This is a genomic window from Novosphingobium sp. ERN07 (assembly GCF_012641335.1).
Lineage (GTDB): Bacteria > Pseudomonadota > Alphaproteobacteria > Sphingomonadales > Sphingomonadaceae > Novosphingobium.
This window is the reverse complement of the sequence record NZ_JABAID010000012.1, coordinates 104,304-123,790: the sequence shown is the minus strand read 5'-3', so window position 1 is coordinate 123,790 and position 19,487 is coordinate 104,304. Positions and strand designations below refer to the sequence as shown.

The following is a 19,487-nucleotide window of genomic DNA, read 5'->3' as shown; positions in this document are numbered from 1 at the left end:
GATACGCGCTCTCGCCCGCGCGCCACGCACGGCGCCGCGCCGATCGCGCGACTTGTTTGCGATTTCCCAAGGCGTAACCGTCCGCACTCGCCAGCGGATAAACCTCTGCATCCCCGCGAAGGCGGGGGCCTCAGTCGTGTTACGGAACGCCACCGGATGCAGCCTTGCATCAGAATGGCAGTTCGGTCCCATCCCAAGCAAACAGCTTGCCGCTGTCGAAGGGCGTCAAACCGTCGATCACCGTCAACAGGTGCCGCGCAGACTGTTCCGGCGTGAACAGCTTTTCCGGTGTCACGCCGCGCTGAAATGGTCGTGATAGCTCCGTGTCGACGGTGCCGGGATGCAGCGAAACGGCCAGCGCCACCGGGTTCAGCCGCCCCAGTTCGATGGCGAAATTGCGCACCATCATATTGAGCGCCGCCTTCGATGCGCGATAGGCGTGCCACCCGCCCAAACGATTATCCGTGATCGAGCCGACCCGCGCCGAAATCGCTGCAAACACCGGGCGACCGTCCTTGCGCAACAGCGGCAGCACATGCTTTGCGATCAGCGCGGGGCCGATGGCATTCACAGCGTACAGTTCAGCGATGCCCGCCGCATCCAGCGCCCGCCACGATTTCTCAGGTCCGGTTCCATTTTTACGCACCAGTCGTCCCGTCGCCACGATCACCAGATCGAGCGGCGCGCTCATCGCTGCTGCGGCCTGTGCAATCGATTCCTCGTCAGCCAAATCGAAGCGATGCGGCACAATTTTTCCGTTGTAGGACAGTTCCTTGCGCGCCAGCGCGTGAACCTCAGACACGTCCCCGCGCGCTGCCAACAGCTCTACCAGCGCCGCGCCGATCCCGCCGCTCGCGCCAAACACCGCGCATCGCAATCCGTTTTCCATATCGCCGTTCATGGAACCCGATGCGCTGTCCGTCGATATGGCACAAGGCCCGGCTGTATTGCCGTTATAAGACAGCTTGCACGAGGGCGTACGACATACCATGTTGCCAATTGCCCCAACACGAAAGCTGGACTGACAATGGCCTCTACCTCGACCGAGACCACCACGATGACGCCGATCACGCTCACGCCCCCCGATCCGGTGCCCGTGGTCGCGCCTGCGCAAGCGGCGGGATTGGTCCCCGTTTCGGACGAGAACCGCAGCAAGCTGGAATCCAAGGTCGATGCGTTCGTGGACGATCTCATTGCAGTCGATGCGCAAAGCCCGGAATTCGGCAAGAAGGTCGATCAGCTCACCAACATGGGCCGCAAGGAAATTGCGGCAGCGGCAGGCATGTCGAACCGCTTCCTGGATCGCCCGGTCCGCGCGATGGACAAGGACACCGGCGTCGGCTCAGACCTTGCCGCGCTGCGCCGCACGGTGGAGGAACTCGATCCCGGCAAGCAGGGAAAGCTGTCCACGGGCCGCAAGTTCCTGGGCATCATTCCTTTCGGCAATAGCCTGAAGAAGTATTTCGATGGCTACACATCGGCGCAGGGTCACATCAAGGCGATCCTCGAACGGCTGTCGTCGGGCAAGGACGAACTGCTGATGGACAATGCGGCCATCGATGTCGAACGGCAGAAGCTGTGGGAGGCGATGGGCAATCTGGAACAGATGATCCACATCTCCAAAACGCTCGACGCGAAACTGGAAGACGCCGCCGCCGATCTCGATCACACCGATCCTGCCAAGGCCAAGGCGATCCGTGAAAGTGCGTTGTTCTACACTCGCCAGCGCACGCAGGATCTGCTCACGCAGATGGCCGTAACCGTGCAGGGCTATCTCGCACTCGATCTGGTCAAGAAGAACAACGTCGAACTTGTGAAGGGCGTGGACCGCGCCAGCACCACCACTGTCGCAGCGCTGCGCACGGCGGTCACTGTCGCGCAGGCGATGACGAACCAGCGCCTTGTGCTGCAACAGATCACCGCGCTCAACACCACCACCGCGAACATGATCGATTCCACCGGCAAGCTGCTGCGCGAACAGACCGGCAAGATTCACGAAATGGCGGTTTCCAGCACGATCCCGCTGGAAACGCTGCAACGCGCTTTCCAGAACATCTACGATACGATGGACACCATCGATACGTTCAAGCTGAAGGCACTGGATGCGATGAAGCAGACGGTCGATACGCTTTCGGGCGAAGTGGAAAAGTCGAAGGGCTATATCGCGCGGGCCGAAGGCGCGGCGCAGGCGAAGCTGGCGGGGCCAGATACCTCGCCGCTGCTGACGCTGGAGGGCTGATCCTTCGATGGCCAACTCCCCGGCACATGAAAGCGACCGGATTCTGTCCGAAGCCCGCACCTCGCTCACGCGCCAGCAGGCGGGCGGGCGGCGCAGCATCGGGCGGCGCTCTGCCGAAATGAAGCGCCAGCACATCGGCAAGAAGGCCGCGCGCATGGCGATGGCGGTTGGCGTGCTGATGGTGGCGGCGATGACGGCGGGGCTAGTGCTTGATGGCATCGGCTTTACCGGCGTGATGGTGCTCGGCCTGTCCATCGTGGCGGCGTTGTGGTTCTTCGCCACGTTCCCGAAGATGAAAGTACCCGCTCTGTCCGCGCTCAACACCGGCGATGTGCGCACGATGGTCGGCCGCACCGAACTCTGGCTCGAAGCGCAGCGCCCCGCACTGCCCGCGCCGGCGGTGCAACTGGTGGACCAGATCGGCGTGCAGCTCGATGGGCTGGGTCTGCAGCTTGAAGGCATCGATCCTGCCGAACCCGCCGTTGCCGAAGTGCGCAAGCTGGTGGGCGAACATCTTCCCGGCATGGTCGAAAGCTACCGCAAGATTCCTGCCCACCTGCGGCGCGAAGAGCGCGGCGGACGCAACGCCGATCAACAGCTTGCCGATGGCCTCGGCAAGATCAGCACCGAAATCGACACGATCACCCGCCAACTCGCGTCGGGCGATCTCGATGCGCTGGCGGTGCGCGGGCGCTTTCTGGACTACCGCTATGGTGAGGGTCTAGAGGCGTCGCCTCAGTTGGAAGCACCGAAGGCCCCCTGATGCGCATCGCCATTCCCCACACGCTCGACCGTGACGAAGCCCGCAAGCGCCTGCGTGAAAAGGCCGCGCAGGCAGCAGCAAAGGCTGATGGCATGGCCACCGTGACCACCGCTTTCACCGACGAAGATCACATGGTGATGACCGTCAGCGCGATGGGCTACACGCTTGATTGCGGGGTGGAACTGGCGGAAAAGGAACTGGTCGTCGAAGTTGACCTGCCCGCCAGCCTCGGCTTTGCCAAGCGCATGATCGAAGGCGTGATCCGCGAAAAGAGCGCGAAGCTCCTGACCTGAAGCGGGACTATATATCCCGCTCAAGCTCCAGCAGTTCCTGCGGCAGGCGCAGCGAACTGGCGGCGATGCGGGTTTCCAGCAGCAGATAGACCAGCGCTACCATCAGCAGTGCGATGGCGACGAAAAAGGTCACGCCGGTCAGGTTGCGCAGTTCCAGACTCGCCATCTCGCCAATGAACAGCGACCCTACGGTAACACCGATGGCAAGGCCCGACAGCACCAGCAGCAGCAGCGCCCGCCCGATCAGATGGATGCGCCGGTCGACATAACGCAGTTCGATCACCACCACGTCGTGATCGCGCCCTGTGGTTTCGGCGTGCTTGCCCTGTAAGGTGCGCGAACGGTCAACGATGCGGCCAAGGCGCGTCGTCAGGATGTTCATGATGTTGCCGATGGCCACCAGCACGAAGACAGGGGCCAGTGCAAGCTGGATGGTCTGGGCGATCACGCCGGTATGGGCGGGGTTCATGGTCGGGCCTCGGCTAAGCTGGCCAACGCCTTGCCACGTATTTGGCACCCGCAGCAAGGTGGATACGTCTGCGGTTCGATTGTGCTTTGGCGGCGGGCAAAGCCGACACGATCATGCTGGCAGACCACCATCTTCGACACGATCCGCTGCCGCCGAGTCATAAGCTTGCCATATTGGACACATCCGGTCGGGAGCTGGCCGGGATGCCATCTGGAGGTGCAAGATGCGCAAGGTTTCCCGTTACGTTTCAGCAGGGGTCGCCGTGGCGACGATGATGGCGGCGCTGGGTAGCAGTGCCGCGCAGGCCCACGGCATCTGGTTTGCCCAGCGCGCAAAGCAGCTTGCGCTGATCTATGGTGTGGGATCGGATGATCTTGATGCGGTAAAGCGCCTGCCGCTGATTAATGCGGTGACCGGTCTTGACGCGGCGGGCAAACCGGTGCCGACAAAGCTGCGTGCGGCGGGGATCGTCCCGGTGGTCGAAAGCGAGCGTCCGGCGGTTTTGGTCGCAGCGGTCATGGACTACGGCATGTGGAGCAAGGACAAGGCCGGAACGTGGCACAACAAGGGGCGTGACGAAGTACTTGGTGCCGTCGTTTCGGAACACAATTTCAAATATGCGGTCCATTTGGCCAGCCTGCCGAAACAGGCGGTGCCGATGATTGCTGGCCACCGGTTGCAGATCGTACCGGTCGGCACCGCGATCCCGCAGGAAATGGGCCAGCCGCTGCGCATCCGCGCATATTTCGAAGGAAAGCCCGCAAGCGGCGTGTCGATCCTTGCCGACTGGGTGAACGATCCCGATCATGTTCAGACAAAGACCGATGCCGATGGATATGCCACGGTGCCGGTGCGCAATCAGGGGTTGAACGTGCTGATGGGTGTGTTGGTGACACCGAGCGACAATCCGGCGAAGTACGAACGAATGGAGCACAGCGCATCGCTTTCCTTCGTCTTGCCGCACGAAGAAGAATAACAGATCGCACGGGTAGGAACCGACATGACCACACTTGCCGCAAACGCGCCGGGCATCGCGCTCACCCCCATTCCCGCCAACCCTGCAGCGGTGCGCACGCGCCTGCTGGCGATTGATGCGTTGCGGGGGCTGGTCATGCTGTTCATGCTGGTGGACCATGTGCGCGAAACGTTCTTCCTGCACTTGCAGGTGAGCGATCCGGTGGATGCGAACACCACTGATCCGGGGCTGTTCTTCACGCGCCTGCTGTCGACCTTCTGCGCGCCGACGTTCGTGGCACTCACCGGCCTTTCGGCATGGCTCTATGGTCAGTCGCGCACAAAGAAGGAAGTCAGCGAGTTCCTGCTCAAACGCGGGCTGTTCCTGATATTCCTCGAACTTACCGTCATCTGTCTTGCATGGCCGACGCAGACGTTTGAATTTCCGCCCGCGCGGTTCTGGCTGCAGGTGATTTGGGCCATCGGGATTGCGATGGTCGCGCTATCGGGGCTGATCTATCTGCCGCGCAAGGCGCAGTTCGGTCTGGGACTGGCCATCGTGGCGCTGCACAACCTGCTCGACGGCATCGTGCTGACGCCGGAAGACAGCGGTTATGCGATCTGGGCGGTGCTGCACCAGCGTTCGGTGATCGATCTTGGGTTGGGGCTGACCGCCAAGACGACCTATCCGGTCCTGCCGTGGATCGGCGTGATCGTGTTGGGCTATGCCGCCGGGCCGTGGTTCGCCAAGGGGAGCGATCCTGCGCTGCGGCTTAAGCGGCTGGTGTGGCTGGGTCTTGGCATGATCGGCGCTTTCGTGGTGATCCGCTATCTCAATTTCTATGGCGACAAGCCGTGGTTCATTGCCGAAACGCCGCTGCGCACGGTGATGAGCTTTCTGGCGTTGACCAAATATCCGCCGTCGCTGCTGTTCCTGCTGCCCACGGTCGGCACGGGCGTGCTGCTGTTGGCGCTGTTCGAGAAATATCAGGACAGCGCCGCGCTTCCGCATCTGGCCTATCTCGGCGGGGCACCGATGTTCTTCTATATCCTGCATCTTTATGTGCTGAAGGGCATCTACCACGTGGCACTGGCGCTGTACGGGCCGGTGAAGGGCACGGTGTTCGGCGTCGATAATCTCTCGACGGTGTGGATATGGGTGGCCCTGCTGGTGGTGCCGCTTTACCTGCCCACGCGCTGGTTTTCCGGGGTGAAGCAGCGGCGCAAGGATATCTGGTGGCTCAAGTACCTTTAGGGTTGCGAACAAGCGGAACACGCGAAGGCCGGGGCTAAAACCCCGGCCTTTTTGCGAACGATTTGCGACAAATCAGAGACGGCACAAAACGCCAGTGTCACCAACATTTCACAATAATAACCCGCCACGCCCCGCTGCTTCGACGCAAGATTCGTCTGCAGGGGCATAGGCTCGACACATAAACATAAACCGCAGGACGGCTCGAACCGCGATTTCGCTTGTCGATGATGTAACATTGTTACATTGCATGAGCGGGTCGTACATACGCATCACAGACGAGGGGTGAAGTTGCGATGAAGAAAATGTCCGCAGTAAAGGCCGCGTTGTTTTTCAGCGTGGCAATGGGAGCGATGCCGCAGATGGTGCAGGCGCAGAGCACCGCCGTCGATGAGGCTGCACCTGCCGAAGAAATGGTGGTGATCGGCCAGCGTCAGCAATATCGCGGCGACGTGCCGCTTTCGGCCATTCCGCAAAGCGTGCAGGTGATCGATGCCAAGACGCTGCAAAACCTCAATATTACCCGGCTCGACACCGCGCTTGATCTTTCGAGCGGCATTTCGCGCCAGAACAACTTCGGCGGCCTGTTCGATGGCTTTGCCATTCGCGGCTTTGCCGGGGACGAAAACTTTGCCGGTGGCGTGCTGGTCAACGGGTTCAACGGCGGCCGTGGTTATGGCGGCCCGCGCGATGCTTCGAACATCGAGAAGATCGAAGTGCTGAAAGGCCCGAACGGCGCGGTCTTCGGGCGTGGCGAGCCGGGTGGCACGATCAGCATCATCACCAAGAAGGCCAAGGTGGGCGAAACCTTCGGCACCTTTGCGGTCCAGGGCGGAAGCTGGAACACCTATCGCGTCGAGGCGGACTACAACCTTTCGATCAGCGATACCGTGGCAATCCGCCTGAACGGCGCAGCGCAGGATGGCGACAGCTTCCGTGATACGGTGCGCCAAACGCTCTATACCGCCAACCCTTCGATCATGTTCAAGCCGAGCAACGACACCAGCCTGTCCTATGAACTGGAATTCATGGACAATCGCGTGCCGTTTGATCGCGGCACGATTGCGGTGAACGGCCAGTTGGGCGTGGTGGACCGGTCCACCTTCTTTGGTGAGCCGGGCGACGGGCGGATGCGCGTGCAGGTGCTGGGCCATCAGGTGCAGTTCCAGCAGAAGCTGGGCGGCGACTGGTATTTTCTGGCAGGCTTCGGCTATCGCGAAACCGAATTTTCCGGGCTTTCCAGCGAAGCCGAACTCGATCCGCTGGGCACCAACCGCCGCCAGACGCTGGGCAAGCCGGGCAACTTCCTTGCCCGCCAGCGCCGTTCGCGCGATTACAGCACCGACAACATGGTGGTGCGCGGCGAAATCTCCGGCAAGTTCTACACCGGCGGCATCACGCACCACGTGCTGGTGGGAGCAGACTGGGACCGCTTCCGCATCGATCTGGTGCAGCTTCGCGGTCGCCCGGCGAACTACACCACGGGCGCTGCGGTAACGGCGGCAAACTATGCCGTCGATATCTTCAACCCGGTCTATGGGCAGACGCTGGCGCTGGGCGCGACGCCGCTGACCAACACTTATGAAACGCAAAAGGCGTGGGGCGCCTATTTTCAGGATCAGATCGATCTGACGGACCAATTGAAAGTTCGCCTTGGCGGGCGTTACGACAATTACCGCCAGACCGTGCTGAACCGGAACACCAACGCCACAACCCGCGTCCACATCGAACAGTTCAGCCCGACCGGTGGCGTGCTCTATGAAGTGAACGACGACGTTTCGGTCTTTGCCGGATATGGCGAAGGCTTCCGCCCGAACAGCGGCGTGGACGCGCTCAGCCGTCCGTTCCCGGCGGAAATGAGCAAGTCCTACGAAGTGGGCCTGCGCCTGGGTGAGCCGGGCGGACCGCTGAGCGGTTCAATCGCGGCCTTCACGATGAAGAAGAACAACATCCTCACCTCCGATCCCAATCCGGCCAATGCCGGGTTCTCCATCGCAGGCGGGGCGGCCCGTTCGCGCGGGATCGAGATGGACTTCAACGCCAACCTGCCGGGCGACATCACCGTCATCGCGACATATGCCTTCCTCGATGCCGAATGGACCACGGCGGCGGGCGACAAGGACTTCGGCCTGACGATCAATCCGGGTGACCGGCTGATCAACATCCCCAAGCACGCGGCCAACCTGATCGTGAACAAGGGCTTCGTGATCGGGGACCAGCGGTTCAGCCTTGGCGCTGGCGTGAACTATGTCGGCAAGCGGCTGGGCGAAACGGGCACGGCGTTCGAACTGCCGGGCTATGTCATCGCGCGGCTGATGGCCACCTATGAGCCGACCGATAACGTGAAGCTGACGGCGGACGTGACCAACCTGTTCGACAAGGAGTTCTACACCGCGTCCTATTCGCGGCAGTGGATCGCACCGGGCGCGCCGCGCGCGTTCAACGTGCGGGCGACCTTCTCGTTCTGAGGGTGTGAATGACGCGGGGGCAGGTGGGCGTTTGGCCTGCCTGCCCTTTCGTTTGCGCGCCGTTGACATGATACTGCGCCCGAAGGACGCTTGATCGATGACTTTCCTCTATCACGGGCTTGAGGCGCGCGGAGCGATCTGGGCCGATATTTTTGCCGCGCGGGTGCCGCAACTGGCATTTCGCCGCTGGGGGCGCGATGCAGTCGATCCGGCGCACGTGCGCTGGCTGGCGGCGTGGAATGCGCCTGCCGATTTCATCGCGCAGTTCCCGAACCTTGAAGTGCTGTTCAGCGTCGGCGCGGGGATAGACCAGTTGCCGCTGGATGCGCTGCCGCCGCAGGTGCGCGTGGTGCGCATGGTGGAGCAGGGCATAATCACCGGCATGGCCGAATATGTGGCGATGGCCTGCCTTGCACTGCACCGCGATCTGCCGTTCTTCATCACCGAGCAGCGCGCAGGGCGCTGGACCTATCGCCACACCCGGCTGGCGAGCGAAACGCGCGTGGGCGTGATGGGGCTGGGCGAACTGGGCAGGGCGGCGCTGGAAATGCTGAAGCCGCTGGGCTTTCCGCTATCGGGTTGGAGCCGCAGCGCGCATCAGATTGATGGCGTGACGTGCTTTGCCGGGGCCGATGGCTTCGATGCGTTTCTGGCGCAGGCGGACATCTTTGTGTGCCTGCTGCCGCTGACGGACGAGACGCGCGGCATTCTGTGCCGTGAAACCTTTGAAAAGATGCCGCGCGGCAGTGCCGTGGTAAACGCGGGACGGGGCGGGCATCTGGTGGCAGACGATCTGATCGCAGCGCTCGATTCCGGGCAGTTGCGCGCCGCGATGCTGGATGTGACCGTGCCTGAACCGCTGCCGGAGGGCCACACTTTATACAGCCATCCCGCGATTTTCCTGACGCCGCATGTTGCCGCAGAGACGCGCCACGACACGGCGGGAGAGGTTCTGGCCGACAATGTGCTGCGATTGCTGGCGGGCGAGCCACTGCTGGGCGAAGTGGACCGCACCCGCGGTTATTGAGACGCAGCACGACATGCCGTGATGTGCGGCGCAAAAAGTGCGCGAGGGGGTTCGGAGTTATGCCGAACGGGTGCAAGTTCCGCCTTGGGAATGGTGCTATCACATCAGCAAAGGCCGCCGTCCGGCATCGTCCGGGGGGCTTCAGACACAGGATCGACGCCAGCCATGAGCACCGCCGTCTTCACCCCCAAGTTCATCAGCTTCGACTGCTACGGCACGCTGACCCGCTTCCGCATGACCGAGATGGCAACGGCGCTTTATGCCGACCGTCTGCCCGCCGAAGCGCTGCCGAAGTTCTGCAAGGACTGGGGCGCCTATCGCCTTGATGAAGTGCTGGGCGCGTGGAAGCCCTATCGCGATGTGATCGCCAATTCGCTTGAGCGCTGTTCGAAGAAGTGGGGCGTGGAGTTCCGCGCATCCGATGCCGATGCGATCTATGAAGCGGTGCCGACCTGGGGGCCGCATGAGGACGTGCCGGGCGGGCTTTCCAAGATCTGCGACAAGATCCCGCTTGTGATCCTGTCCAACGCGATGAACAGCCAGATCATGTCGAACGTGGGAATGCTGGGCGCGACGTTCCACCGCGTCTATACCGCCGAAAGCGCGCAGGCCTACAAGCCGCGGATGCAGGCGTTCGAATATATGTTCGACCAGCTTGGCATGGGGCCGGAGGTGGGGATGCACGTGTCATCCAGCTTCCGCTATGATCAGAATACCGCGACCGACCTTGGCTTTGGCTGCCGGGTGTTCGTGGGGCGTGGGCACGAACCTTCGAACGGTAACTATCGCGATGTGGAAATTCCGCACATCGGCGCGCTTCCCGCTGTGGTGGGCCTCTGATCGATGCAGCCGCAGTCGCTCTCTTACTGGCAATCCAGCACGCCGCCCTTTGCAGGTGGTGAGCAGGGCCGTGCCGAGGGCGATTGCGACGTTGCCGTGATCGGCGGCGGCTTTACCGGCCTGTCCGCCGCGCTGGAACTGGCGCGCAGTGGGGCTAGCGTCATGCTGTTCGAGGCGGGGCGCATTGCGGGCGCGGCATCGGGGCGCAATGGCGGGCAGTGCAATGCCGGGACTGCGCATGATTTCGGCGCGCTGGCATCGGCCCACGGCGTCGATCTGGCGCGCAAGTGGTATCTGGCGCATGTCGAAGCGGTCGAGACGGTAGGCCGCATCGCCGCGCGTGAGGGGATCGATTGCGATTTCACCCGCTGCGGGCGCGCGAAGCTGGCGGCGAAGCCCGAACACTTTCCCAAACTGGAAGCCGCGCACGCGCTGCTGCTCAAGGAAGTGGACCCCAATGTCCTGATCGTCGGCCCCGGTGAGCTTGCGGGCGAGATCAACGCCCAAGGCTTCCACGGCGCGCTGGTGCAGACGACGAGCGCGCAACTGCATCCCGGCAAGCTGGGCGTTGGCCTTGGGCAAGCGGCAGTGCGGGCGGGCGCGCGGATATGGGAAAACGCGCCGGTCGAAGGGTTGGAGCGCGCGGGCGCTGGATGGAAGCTGACCACGCCGCGCGGCTCCGTGCGGGCGAAGCAGGTTCTGGTCGCGACAGGGGGCAACAGCCCTTATCCGCCGTTCGGGTGGTTCCGTCGCCGTATCGTGACGGTGGGCAGCTTCGTGATCGCCACCGACCCGCTGCCTGCCGATCTGGCGGCACATCTTTTCCCTACCCGGCGCAATTATGTGACGAGCCGGATCATCGGCAATTACTTCCGCCTGACCGCCGACAACCGCCTGATCTTTGGCGGGCGGGCGCGGTTTGCGCTGTCGAACCCGGCGTCGGATGCGAAGTCTGGCCGCATCCTTGAGGCCAAACTGCGCGAGATGTTCCCGGAGCTGTCCGGCATCGGCGTGGCCGCGTGCTGGGGCGGAGCGATTGACCTGACGGCGGACCGTCTGCCGCGCGCGGGCGAGCATGACGGGCTGTTCTATGCGATGGGATACAGCGGCCACGGCGTGCAGATGGCCACCGCGATGGGTGAACGCATGGCCCGCGTAATGGGCGGCGATGTGGCGGCCAATCCCTTTGCCGACCTTTCGTGGCCCGCGATCCCCGGCCATCTGGGCAAGCCGTGGTTCCTGCCGATGGTAGGCGCGTGGTATCGCCTGCAGGACTGGTTGCATTGAGCGCGCCGCTGCATCTCAGCCGACGCGGCCTGATCGGAGCAGGTCTGGCCAGCGCAGGCGCGCTGGCGCTGCCCGGTCTTGTCGGACCGGCGCGGGCACTGCCACGGCAGGGCGGATCGATCCGCGTGGCGATGCAATCATCGTCCACCGCAGACACGCTCGATCCCGCCAAGGGCGCTATGGCGACCGACTATGTGCGGCACTTCTGCCTCTACAGTGGGTTGACCCGCATGGAAGCGGATCTGCGCCCGCGTCCGTTTCTGGCGCAGAGCATCGAAACGACAGATCGCATCACTTGGGCCATCGCGCTGCGGCGCGGGGTGCGCTTTGCCGATGGCCGGGAATTGACCAGCGCCGACGTGGTGCATTCGCTGCAACGCCATCTTGATCCCAAGCTGGGGTCGAAAGTCGCCTCTATCGCCAAGCAATTTGCCGATGTGCGGGCCGATGGGCGGCATGGCGTGATCATCACGCTGGCAGGCGCGAATGCCGATCTTCCGGCGATCCTTTCGCAATCGCATTTCCTGATCGTCCCGGCGGGCGAGGCCAAGCCCACTGGCAATGGGACCGGGCCGTTCCGCCTTGCCGATTTCCGCCCCGGCGTGCGCACCGTGGTGACGCGCAACCCCGAATACTGGCGCGATGGTGAACCTTATCTCGACCGGATAGAGATCATTGCCATTCCCGACGAGATTGGCCGGGTGAATGCGCTGCTGGCGGGCGACGTGCAACTGATCATCGCCGTGCAGCCGCTGTCCACGCGGCGGATCGAGCGGTCATCGGGGCATGGCATCCTGACCACGCCTTCGCCGCTCTACACCGATCTGATCATGCGGCAGACCGAGTTGCCCACCGGCAATCCCGATTTCGTGGCCGCGATCAAGCACCTGATCGACCGCCCGCTGATCAAGCGCGCTCTGTTCCGGGGCTATGCCACCATCGGCAACGATCAGCCGATCCCGCCATTTCATCCCTATTACAACCCCGCCGTGCCGCAGACCGTGCTCGATCTGGATCGAGCGAAGTGGCACATCGCGCGCTCTGGCCTGAAAGGTGTGCGCCTGCCGATCTACTGTTCGCCCGCAGCGGCAGGTTCGGTCGATATGGCTTCGGTCCTGCAGGAATATGGTGCGCAGGCCGGGCTGGACTTCGCGGTGAACCGGATGCCCGCCGATGGATACTGGTCCACGCACTGGATGAAGCACCCGATGAGCTTCGGCAACACCAATCCCCGGCCCACGGCGGATCTGGTGTTCAGCCAGTTTTTCCGGTCGGACGCCGAATGGAACGAAAGCGGGTGGAAGAACCCCCGCTTTGACCAGTTGCTGACGCTGGCCCGCGCCGATGCGGACGAGGCGCGCCGCAAGGAACTTTACGGCGAGATGCAGCAACTGGTGCATGACCAGTGCGGCGTGGCCATCCCGGTGTTCATCCACATGCTGGACGGGCATGACCGGCGGCTGAAGGGGATGACCGCGATCCCGCTGGGCGGGCTGATGGGCTATCGCTTTGCCGAATATGCGTGGTGGGACGCCTGATGGCTGGCTCGGTCGCTCCTCGGTCTGCACTGTCTGGTGTGCTGCCGCTTCTGGCCAAGCGCATCGGTTCTGCGCTGATCACGCTGCTGCTGGTGTCGGTGGTGGTCTTCACGATATCGGGCCTGCTGCCGGGCGATGCCGCGCAGGAAACGCTGGGGCAGAGCGCCACGGCCGAACAGGTGGCCGCGCTACGGCACGAGATGGGCCTCGACCGGCCTGCGCTGACGCGATACGCCACATGGCTGGGCGGGATGCTGCAAGGCGACCCGGGGCAATCGCTGGTGGCGAACATGCCCGTGCGCGATGTGATTGCCGAACGCCTGCCCAATTCGCTGATGCTGGCGGCGTTCACTGCGCTCGTCTCGGTCCCGCTGGCGCTGGCCATCGGCATCGTATCGGCCATCAATCGCGGCGGGCGGCTGGACCGCACGCTCAACGTGCTGACGCTTTCCGCCGTGGCGGTGCCTGAATTTCTGGTGGCGACGCTGGGCGTGCTGGTGTTCTCGGTCAAGCTGCTGTGGCTGCCGTCCATCGCGCTGGTGAGCGAGGAAGCGAGCCTGTGGGACACGATGCGGTCGTGCGCGTTGCCGGTGCTTTCGCTGGCCGTGGTCGTCGTGGCGCAGATGGCGCGGATGACGCGCGCTGCGGTGGCCGATCAGCTTGACCGCCCCTATGTGGAAATGGCGCGGCTGAAGGGCGTGCCGTTCCGCCGCGTGGTGATGGCCCATGTCATGCCCAATGCCGTCGGGCCCATCGTCAACGCGGTGGCGCTTTCGCTGTCCTATCTGCTTGGCGGGGCGATCATCGTGGAGACGATCTTCAATTTCCCCGGCCTTGCCAGCCTGATGGTCAACGCGGTGACAAGCCGCGACATGCCGCTGTTGCAGGCCTGCGCGATGATCTTCTGCGGCATTTATCTGGCGCTGGTGCTGGTGGCCGATGTTGTGGCGATCCTCGCCAACCCAAGGCTGCGCGCGCAATGAGCCGGTTCATCGCCTTTGCCAAGGGGCTGCCGCTTTCGGGCCGGATCGGGCTGGGACTGGTGCTGTTCTGGCTGGCGGCAGCGCTGCTCGGGCCGCTGTTCGCGCCGCATCCGGTGGGAGCCTTCGTCGATTACGATGTGTTCTCCGGCTTCTCGGCCAGATTCCTCCTCGGCAGCGATTACCTTGGCCGCGATGTGCTGAGCCGCCTGTTGTGGGGGGCGCGCTACACCGTGTTTCTCGGCGTTGGCGCGGCGCTGCTGGCCTGCGCCATCGGCACGTCGCTGGCGCTGACCGCTGCGGTGCGTGGGGGCTGGGTGGACGAGGTGCTTTCGCGGGCGATGGATACGCTGATTTCGATCCCGTCGAAGATCTTCGCGCTGGTCATGGTCGCGGCCTTCGGGTCTTCGCTGGGGCTGCTGCTGACCATCACCGCGATCACTTATGTCCCCGGCAACTTCCGCATCGCGCGGGCGCTGGCGGTGAATGTCGTCTCGCTCGATTTCGTGACCGTAGCGCGGGCGCGGGGTGAGGGGGGCCTGCACATTGCCTTGCGGGAAGTGCTGCCGAACATGATCCATCCACTGCTGGCGGATTTCGGCCTGCGGTTCGTGTTCATCGTGCTGCTGCTGTCGGGCCTGTCGTTCCTTGGCCTTGGCGTGCAACCGCCGCACGCCGATCTGGGATCGCTGGTGCGCGAGAATATTTCGGGGCTGACCGATGGCGCGCCCGCGATCATCGTGCCCGCCCTTGCCATCGCCACGCTGACGGTGGGGGCCAACCTGCTGATCGATGCGCTGAAACCTGCGGAGAAGCAGGGATGAGCCCGCATGTTTCGGTAAAGGACTTGCGCATCACTGCGGGCGACAAGGCCATCGTTGATGGCGTTTCGTTCGAGATCGAGCGCGGGCAGGTGCTGGCGCTGATCGGGGAATCAGGTTCGGGCAAGACGACCATCGCGCTGGCGCTGATGGGCCATTCCCGCTTTGGCGCGACGATCACCGGCGAAGTGCGGCTGGGCGAAACGCGGGTGGACCAGCTTGACGAGGCGGGGCTTCAGGCCTTGCGCGGGCGGCGGGTGGCCTATGTTGCGCAAAGCGCGGCTTCGGCGTTCAACCCATCGCGCACGATCATGGCGCAAGTGACTGAACCGCTGCTGGTGCATGGTCTGGCCTCGAAGGCGGAAGCAGAGGCCCGCGCGGTCGAGCTGTTTCGCGCACTGGCGCTGCCGTTCGCGGACACCATCGGCGCGCGCTATCCGCACCAGCTTTCGGGCGGGCAGTTGCAGCGGTTGATGGCGGCGATGGCGCTGATCACGCGGCCCGAACTGGTGATCTTGGACGAGCCGACCACCGCGCTGGACGTGACCACGCAAGTCGAAGTGCTCAAAGCCTTCAAGGCCGCGATCAGCGCGGTGGGCGCAACGGCGATCTATGTCAGCCACGATCTGGCCGTGGTGGCGCAGATGGCAGACCGCATTCTGGTGCTGAATCAGGGGCGCACGCGCGAACAGGGCGCGGCAGAGCAGATCCTTCATGCCCCGGTTGACGATTACACACGCACGCTGATGGCGGCGGCGCGGCCCCATGCGCGCATCGCGCCTGCGATGGCGGACCAGACGCCCTTGCTCAAGGTCGAAGGTGTCCACGCCGCTTATGGTAAAGTGCCGGTGCTGCGCGACATTTCGCTAACCCTTGCCAAAGGCGCGACGCTGGGGGTGATCGGGGAATCGGGTTCGGGCAAATCCACGCTGGCGCGCGTGATTGCGGGGCTGCTGCCGCGCGGTGCGGGGTCTGTCAGCATCGATGGGCAGGAATTGCCCAAAGGGCTGGAAGGCCGCACGCGCGAACAGTTTCGCCGCGTGCAACTGGTGTTCCAGAACGCCGATACCGCGCTCAATCCGGTGCATACGGTGGGGCAGACGCTTGCGCGTCCGCTGGCGTTCTATCACGGGCTGAAAGGGGCAGAGGCGCAGGCCGAAGTTGCCCGCCTGCTCGATCTGATCCGCCTTCCGGCAAGCGTGGCGGATCGCAACGTGCGCCAGCTTTCGGGCGGGCAGAAGCAGCGCGTGAACCTTGCCCGCGCGCTGGCCGCCCGGCCCGATGTGCTGTTGTGTGACGAGGTGACATCGGCGCTTGATACGGTGGTGGGCGCAGCGATCCTTGAACTGATCGACGAATTGCGCCGCGATCTGGGCATCGCCACGGTGTTTATCAGCCACGACATTTCCACGGTGCGCGCCTTCTGCGATTCCGTGCTGGTGCTTTATGGCGGGACGGCGGTGGAGCAGGCAGACGCGGCGGCTTTCGCACGCGGGCTACACCATCCCTATACGGACCTGCTGATGGCCTCTGTACCGGAAATGCGCGCCGGATGGCTGGAACACGCCAGCCCGCGTGCGGGCGTTCTGCCGGGGCAGGCGGGGGATGATCTTTGCCGCTTCCTTGCGCGCTGTCCGGTGGCGGTGAGTGGGAAGTGCAATGCCGAGCCGCCGCTCGTCAGGACCGCAGACGGCCTTGCCCTGCTGTGCCATCACGAACTGCATGATCTGGAGGAATTGACCGCATGACCGGCCGCTTCCGCCGCCTTGACGAGACTGACCGCGCGCCGGTGCGGCTGACTGTCGATGGCAGCGACATTACCGCGCTGACGGGCGATACGCTGATGGTGGCGATGCTCGCCAATGGCCATGCCCTGCGCAGCGCGGAGTTCGGGCCGGAGCGGCGGGCGGGCTTTTGCCTGATGGGCGCGTGTCAGGATTGCTGGGTGCGCGATGCTGATGGCAATGCCTTTCGCGCCTGTTCGACCGAGGTGGCCGAGGGCCTTGCAATTTCGACGCAGCCGCTGACGGCGGACTGGGCGGTGGCACCATGAACGGACAGGTAGTGATCGTGGGCGCGGGGCCTGCGGGCGTGCGCGCGGCAGAAGCGCTGGTGAAAGCTGGCGTGCTCCCGGTCGTGATCGACGAAGGTCGCCGTTCGGGCGGGCAGATATATCGCCGCCAGCCTGACCATTTCAAGCGTAGCTACGATACGCTCTATGGCTCCGAAGCCCATCGCGCGGCTGCCGTCCACCGAGCGTTCGATGCGCTGTTGCCGCATATTGACTATCGCCCCGAAACGCTGGTGTGGAATGTTGCGGAAGGCCACGTCTGGGCCACGCGGGCGGGGGAGACGGAAGCGATCCCCTATGATCGGCTGATCGTCTGTTCGGGCGCGACTGACCGGTTGGCTCCGGTGCCCGGCTGGCAGCTTGCGGGATGCTATTCGCTGGGCGGATCGCAAGTGGCGCTCAAAGCGCAGGCATGCAGTATTGGCGGGGCAGTGGTGTTCATGGGCACCGGGCCGCTGCTCTATCTGGTGGCATCGCAGTATGTGAAGGCGGGCGCGAATGTCGTGGCCGTGCTCGATACCTCGCCCTTTGCGGGCCGGGTTAAGGCGCTGCCCAAGCTGGCGGAGCAGCCCGACCTGTTGTGGCAGGGCATGAAGCTGACGCTGGCGCTTAAGCGTGCGGGCGTGACGGTGCTTTCGGGCATGACTCCTGCCGAGATCACCGGCGATCCTGAAACCGGCGTATCGGGCGTGACCATCCGCACCGCATCGGGCACGCTGCGGCATTTCGAATGCGATGCCGTGGCGATGGGCTGGCACTTGCGGCCAGAAACCCAGATTGCCGACCTCGCCCGCGCCAGCTTCGCCTTCGACAAGGCGACGCGGCAGTGGCTGCCGGAAATCGACGGCGATGGCCGCGCGCATGTGCCGGGGCTGTACCTTGCGGGCGATGGCGCGAAAGTTCTGGGCGCGCGATCAGCCGAAGTGACCGGGGAACTGGCTGCGCTGGCGGCATTGGCCGATATGGGCGTGGCAGTGGACAAGGACCGTTGCCGTCACCTGCGCGCAGAACGCGTGCGTTATGTGCGGTTTGCGCAAGGGCTGGCCGAGGCATTCCCCTGGCCGCACCAGTTCGTTGCCGATACGGCGGACAGCACGGTGGTCTGCCGTTGCGAAGGCGTGACCGCCGCCACGCTGCGCGCCAGCGTGAGCGAGGCCTATGCTACCGAAACCAACCGGGCCAAGGCGTTCAGCCGCGTGGGCATGGGGCGCTGTCAGGGGCGCTATTGCGGCAATGCTTCGGCGGAAATCGTCGCTGCCTTGCGCGGGGAGCCGGTGGAATGCGCCGGGCGCTTGCGCGGGCAGGCACCGGTCAAACCGATCCCTGTTGGCACAGCGAGGACCGACGTATGAGTGCCGCTGAAAGTACCGCAGACGTTGCGATTATCGGTGGCGGATTGATGGGCTGCTCCGCCGCGTTCTTCCTTGCGCAGCGCGGGCTTTCGGTGGTCCTGCTGGAAACCGACAAAGTGGGGCGGCAGGCGAGCGGCACCAACTTTGGCAACGTGCGCCGTCAAGGCCGTCCGATCAGCCAGTTGCCGCTGGCCAACCGGGCAAGCCGTATCTGGCGCAGCGCCAACGAGCTGCTCGGCGCGGACGTCGAATACCTGCAGAACGGCCACATCCGCGTGTGCTTCCGCGATCGGCCCGAAAACGTCGGCAAGATGGAGGAATACGCCGCGCAGGCGCGCGAAGAAGGCCTCGATCTTGAGCTGCTGTCGGGCAACGTGCTGCGCGAGCGGTTTCCGTGGTTGGGGGCAGACGTGCTGGCTGGATCGCATTCCGCGCTGGATGGTCACGCCAACCCGCGCCTTGCCGCACCCGCCTTTGCCCGCGCGGCGATGAAGCTGGGGGCGCAGGTGGTTGAGGATACGAAGATCGTTCACGCCGCCAAGATCGGTGAGGACTTCGTACTGGAAGCCGAAGATGGCCGCCGCTTCCGCGCACCGACGCTGCTGGTGACGGCGGGTGCATGGGCCGGCAAGATCGTCAGCCAGTTTGGCGAGCCGGTGAAGCTGACCCCCCGCGCGCCGACGATGAGCGTGACCGAACCTGTGCCCTACGCCATCCTGCCCGCCGTGGGGGTGATGACGCCTGACGAGGTGGAAACCGTCTATTTCCGGCAGGTCGCACGCGGCAATATCGTGCTGGGCGGCTCCACGCGCGCTCCTTCTTACCCGGACGAATATCGCGCCTATGTAATGCCGCAGAACACGATGACCCAGTTCCACCACTTGCGCCGCCTTGCGCCTGCTTTGGCGAAATTGCAGGTGATCCGCGTGTGGTCGGGCATCGAAGGCTATACCGACGATAGCCTGCCGGTGATGGGGCCGAGCGGCACCGTGCCCGGCCTGTTCTATGCCTTCGGCTTCTCCGGCTCAGGGTTCCAGATCGGCCCCGGCGTGGGCGAGACGATGGCCGAACTGATCGCCACGGGGCATACCGACATTCCGATTGAGGGCTATTCGATCAAGCGGTTTGCGTAA

The 19,487-nt window shown here is 64.0% G+C and carries 18 protein-coding genes; 16 read left to right on the top strand and 2 right to left on the bottom strand.

Translation table 11 applies throughout. The features are described 5' to 3' along the window. Window positions 1–169: 169 nt before the first annotated feature. Window positions 170–901 carry an SDR family NAD(P)-dependent oxidoreductase gene (locus tag HGI47_RS15710; protein ID WP_206066230.1) on the bottom strand — a complete coding sequence of 244 codons (732 nt, stop codon included), beginning with the start codon at window positions 899–901 and terminating at the stop codon, window positions 170–172. Window positions 902–1,027: 126 nt separating this feature from the next. On the opposite strand from HGI47_RS15710, the gene HGI47_RS15705 reads away from it, so the two are divergent. From HGI47_RS15705 to HGI47_RS15695, 3 genes are read left to right on the top strand one after another with little or no spacing between them, the layout of a single operon-like run. Then, window positions 1,028–2,239, top strand: a complete 1,212-nt coding sequence (locus HGI47_RS15705) for a toxic anion resistance protein (RefSeq protein WP_168853708.1) — start codon at window positions 1,028–1,030, stop codon at window positions 2,237–2,239. A gap of 7 nt (window positions 2,240–2,246) precedes the next feature. Beyond that, the gene (locus HGI47_RS15700) at window positions 2,247–3,002 is read left to right on the top strand and encodes a hypothetical protein (protein WP_168853707.1); all 756 of its coding nucleotides are present in this window, start codon (window positions 2,247–2,249) and stop codon (window positions 3,000–3,002) included. Then, window positions 3,002–3,295, top strand: a complete 294-nt coding sequence (locus tag HGI47_RS15695; RefSeq protein WP_168853706.1) for a polyhydroxyalkanoic acid system family protein — start codon at window positions 3,002–3,004, stop codon at window positions 3,293–3,295. The genes HGI47_RS15700 and HGI47_RS15695 overlap by 1 nt, the downstream gene beginning before the upstream one ends. A gap of 7 nt (window positions 3,296–3,302) precedes the next feature. On the opposite strand, the gene HGI47_RS15690 is transcribed toward HGI47_RS15695, so the two are convergent. After that, window positions 3,303–3,764: a DUF2721 domain-containing protein gene (locus tag HGI47_RS15690; protein WP_206066229.1), complete on the bottom strand. Its 462-nt coding sequence runs from the start codon at window positions 3,762–3,764 to the stop codon at window positions 3,303–3,305. Window positions 3,765–3,987: 223 nt separating this feature from the next. On the opposite strand from HGI47_RS15690, the gene HGI47_RS15685 reads away from it, so the two are divergent. The 13 genes from HGI47_RS15685 to HGI47_RS15625 all read left to right on the top strand — a co-directional run bounded on the left by HGI47_RS15685 (window position 3,988) and on the right by HGI47_RS15625 (window position 19,487). Next, window positions 3,988–4,740, top strand: a complete 753-nt coding sequence (locus tag HGI47_RS15685) for a DUF4198 domain-containing protein (protein WP_168853705.1) — start codon at window positions 3,988–3,990, stop codon at window positions 4,738–4,740. Window positions 4,741–4,764: 24 nt separating this feature from the next. Then, the gene (locus HGI47_RS15680; RefSeq protein ID WP_168853704.1) at window positions 4,765–5,973 is read left to right on the top strand and encodes a DUF1624 domain-containing protein; all 1,209 of its coding nucleotides are present in this window, start codon (window positions 4,765–4,767) and stop codon (window positions 5,971–5,973) included. A gap of 302 nt (window positions 5,974–6,275) precedes the next feature. Next, the gene (locus HGI47_RS15675; protein WP_240950222.1) at window positions 6,276–8,438 is read left to right on the top strand and encodes a TonB-dependent siderophore receptor; all 2,163 of its coding nucleotides are present in this window, start codon (window positions 6,276–6,278) and stop codon (window positions 8,436–8,438) included. Between the two features lie 97 nt (window positions 8,439–8,535). Continuing rightward, window positions 8,536–9,465: a glyoxylate/hydroxypyruvate reductase A gene (locus tag HGI47_RS15670; RefSeq protein WP_168853702.1), complete on the top strand. Its 930-nt coding sequence runs from the start codon at window positions 8,536–8,538 to the stop codon at window positions 9,463–9,465. Between the two features lie 165 nt (window positions 9,466–9,630). After that, on the top strand, window positions 9,631–10,305 hold the full coding sequence (locus HGI47_RS15665) for a haloacid dehalogenase type II (protein ID WP_168853701.1): 675 nt from the start codon (window positions 9,631–9,633) through the stop codon (window positions 10,303–10,305). Window positions 10,306–10,308: 3 nt separating this feature from the next. Further along, window positions 10,309–11,592 (top strand): FAD-binding oxidoreductase, encoded by a 1,284-nt coding sequence (locus HGI47_RS15660; RefSeq protein WP_168853700.1) that lies wholly within the window; start codon window positions 10,309–10,311, stop codon window positions 11,590–11,592. Continuing rightward, window positions 11,589–13,130, top strand: coding sequence for an ABC transporter substrate-binding protein (locus HGI47_RS15655; RefSeq protein ID WP_240950221.1), 1,542 nt, complete (start codon window positions 11,589–11,591; stop codon window positions 13,128–13,130). The genes HGI47_RS15660 and HGI47_RS15655 overlap by 4 nt, the downstream gene beginning before the upstream one ends. Continuing rightward, the gene (locus HGI47_RS15650) at window positions 13,130–14,113 is read left to right on the top strand and encodes an ABC transporter permease (RefSeq protein WP_168853699.1); all 984 of its coding nucleotides are present in this window, start codon (window positions 13,130–13,132) and stop codon (window positions 14,111–14,113) included. The genes HGI47_RS15655 and HGI47_RS15650 overlap by 1 nt, the downstream gene beginning before the upstream one ends. Next, window positions 14,110–14,934 carry an ABC transporter permease gene (locus tag HGI47_RS15645; RefSeq protein WP_168853698.1) on the top strand — a complete coding sequence of 275 codons (825 nt, stop codon included), beginning with the start codon at window positions 14,110–14,112 and terminating at the stop codon, window positions 14,932–14,934. The genes HGI47_RS15650 and HGI47_RS15645 overlap by 4 nt, the downstream gene beginning before the upstream one ends. Further along, window positions 14,931–16,679 carry an ABC transporter ATP-binding protein gene (locus tag HGI47_RS15640; protein ID WP_168853697.1) on the top strand — a complete coding sequence of 583 codons (1,749 nt, stop codon included), beginning with the start codon at window positions 14,931–14,933 and terminating at the stop codon, window positions 16,677–16,679. Before HGI47_RS15645 ends, HGI47_RS15640 begins: the two co-directional genes overlap by 4 nt. After that, window positions 16,676–16,984 (top strand): (2Fe-2S)-binding protein, encoded by a 309-nt coding sequence (locus tag HGI47_RS15635; RefSeq protein WP_168853696.1) that lies wholly within the window; start codon window positions 16,676–16,678, stop codon window positions 16,982–16,984. The genes HGI47_RS15640 and HGI47_RS15635 overlap by 4 nt, the downstream gene beginning before the upstream one ends. Further along, window positions 16,981–18,354, top strand: coding sequence for an NAD(P)/FAD-dependent oxidoreductase (locus tag HGI47_RS15630; RefSeq protein ID WP_168853695.1), 1,374 nt, complete (start codon window positions 16,981–16,983; stop codon window positions 18,352–18,354). The genes HGI47_RS15635 and HGI47_RS15630 overlap by 4 nt, the downstream gene beginning before the upstream one ends. Next, on the top strand, window positions 18,351–19,487 hold the full coding sequence (locus HGI47_RS15625; RefSeq protein ID WP_168853694.1) for an FAD-binding oxidoreductase: 1,137 nt from the start codon (window positions 18,351–18,353) through the stop codon (window positions 19,485–19,487). The genes HGI47_RS15630 and HGI47_RS15625 overlap by 4 nt, the downstream gene beginning before the upstream one ends.

What these genes read in the sequence shown, in the direction of transcription:
- HGI47_RS15710 (WP_206066230.1), bottom strand. Translation starts at nt 901, where the DNA reads ATGAACGGCGATATGGAAAACGGATTGCGATGCGCGGTGTTTGGCGCG.
- HGI47_RS15705 (WP_168853708.1), top strand. Translation starts at nt 1,028, where the DNA reads ATGGCCTCTACCTCGACCGAGACCACCACGATGACGCCGATCACGCTC.
- HGI47_RS15700 (WP_168853707.1), top strand. Translation starts at nt 2,247, where the DNA reads ATGGCCAACTCCCCGGCACATGAAAGCGACCGGATTCTGTCCGAAGCC.
- HGI47_RS15695 (WP_168853706.1), top strand. Translation starts at nt 3,002, where the DNA reads ATGCGCATCGCCATTCCCCACACGCTCGACCGTGACGAAGCCCGCAAG.
- HGI47_RS15690 (WP_206066229.1), bottom strand. Translation starts at nt 3,764, where the DNA reads ATGAACCCCGCCCATACCGGCGTGATCGCCCAGACCATCCAGCTTGCA.
- HGI47_RS15685 (WP_168853705.1), top strand. Translation starts at nt 3,988, where the DNA reads ATGCGCAAGGTTTCCCGTTACGTTTCAGCAGGGGTCGCCGTGGCGACG.
- HGI47_RS15680 (WP_168853704.1), top strand. Translation starts at nt 4,765, where the DNA reads ATGACCACACTTGCCGCAAACGCGCCGGGCATCGCGCTCACCCCCATT.
- HGI47_RS15675 (WP_240950222.1), top strand. Translation starts at nt 6,276, where the DNA reads ATGTCCGCAGTAAAGGCCGCGTTGTTTTTCAGCGTGGCAATGGGAGCG.
- HGI47_RS15670 (WP_168853702.1), top strand. Translation starts at nt 8,536, where the DNA reads ATGACTTTCCTCTATCACGGGCTTGAGGCGCGCGGAGCGATCTGGGCC.
- HGI47_RS15665 (WP_168853701.1), top strand. Translation starts at nt 9,631, where the DNA reads ATGAGCACCGCCGTCTTCACCCCCAAGTTCATCAGCTTCGACTGCTAC.
- HGI47_RS15660 (WP_168853700.1), top strand. Translation starts at nt 10,309, where the DNA reads ATGCAGCCGCAGTCGCTCTCTTACTGGCAATCCAGCACGCCGCCCTTT.
- HGI47_RS15650 (WP_168853699.1), top strand. Translation starts at nt 13,130, where the DNA reads ATGGCTGGCTCGGTCGCTCCTCGGTCTGCACTGTCTGGTGTGCTGCCG.
- HGI47_RS15645 (WP_168853698.1), top strand. Translation starts at nt 14,110, where the DNA reads ATGAGCCGGTTCATCGCCTTTGCCAAGGGGCTGCCGCTTTCGGGCCGG.
- HGI47_RS15640 (WP_168853697.1), top strand. Translation starts at nt 14,931, where the DNA reads ATGAGCCCGCATGTTTCGGTAAAGGACTTGCGCATCACTGCGGGCGAC.
- HGI47_RS15635 (WP_168853696.1), top strand. Translation starts at nt 16,676, where the DNA reads ATGACCGGCCGCTTCCGCCGCCTTGACGAGACTGACCGCGCGCCGGTG.
- HGI47_RS15630 (WP_168853695.1), top strand. Translation starts at nt 16,981, where the DNA reads ATGAACGGACAGGTAGTGATCGTGGGCGCGGGGCCTGCGGGCGTGCGC.
- HGI47_RS15625 (WP_168853694.1), top strand. Translation starts at nt 18,351, where the DNA reads ATGAGTGCCGCTGAAAGTACCGCAGACGTTGCGATTATCGGTGGCGGA.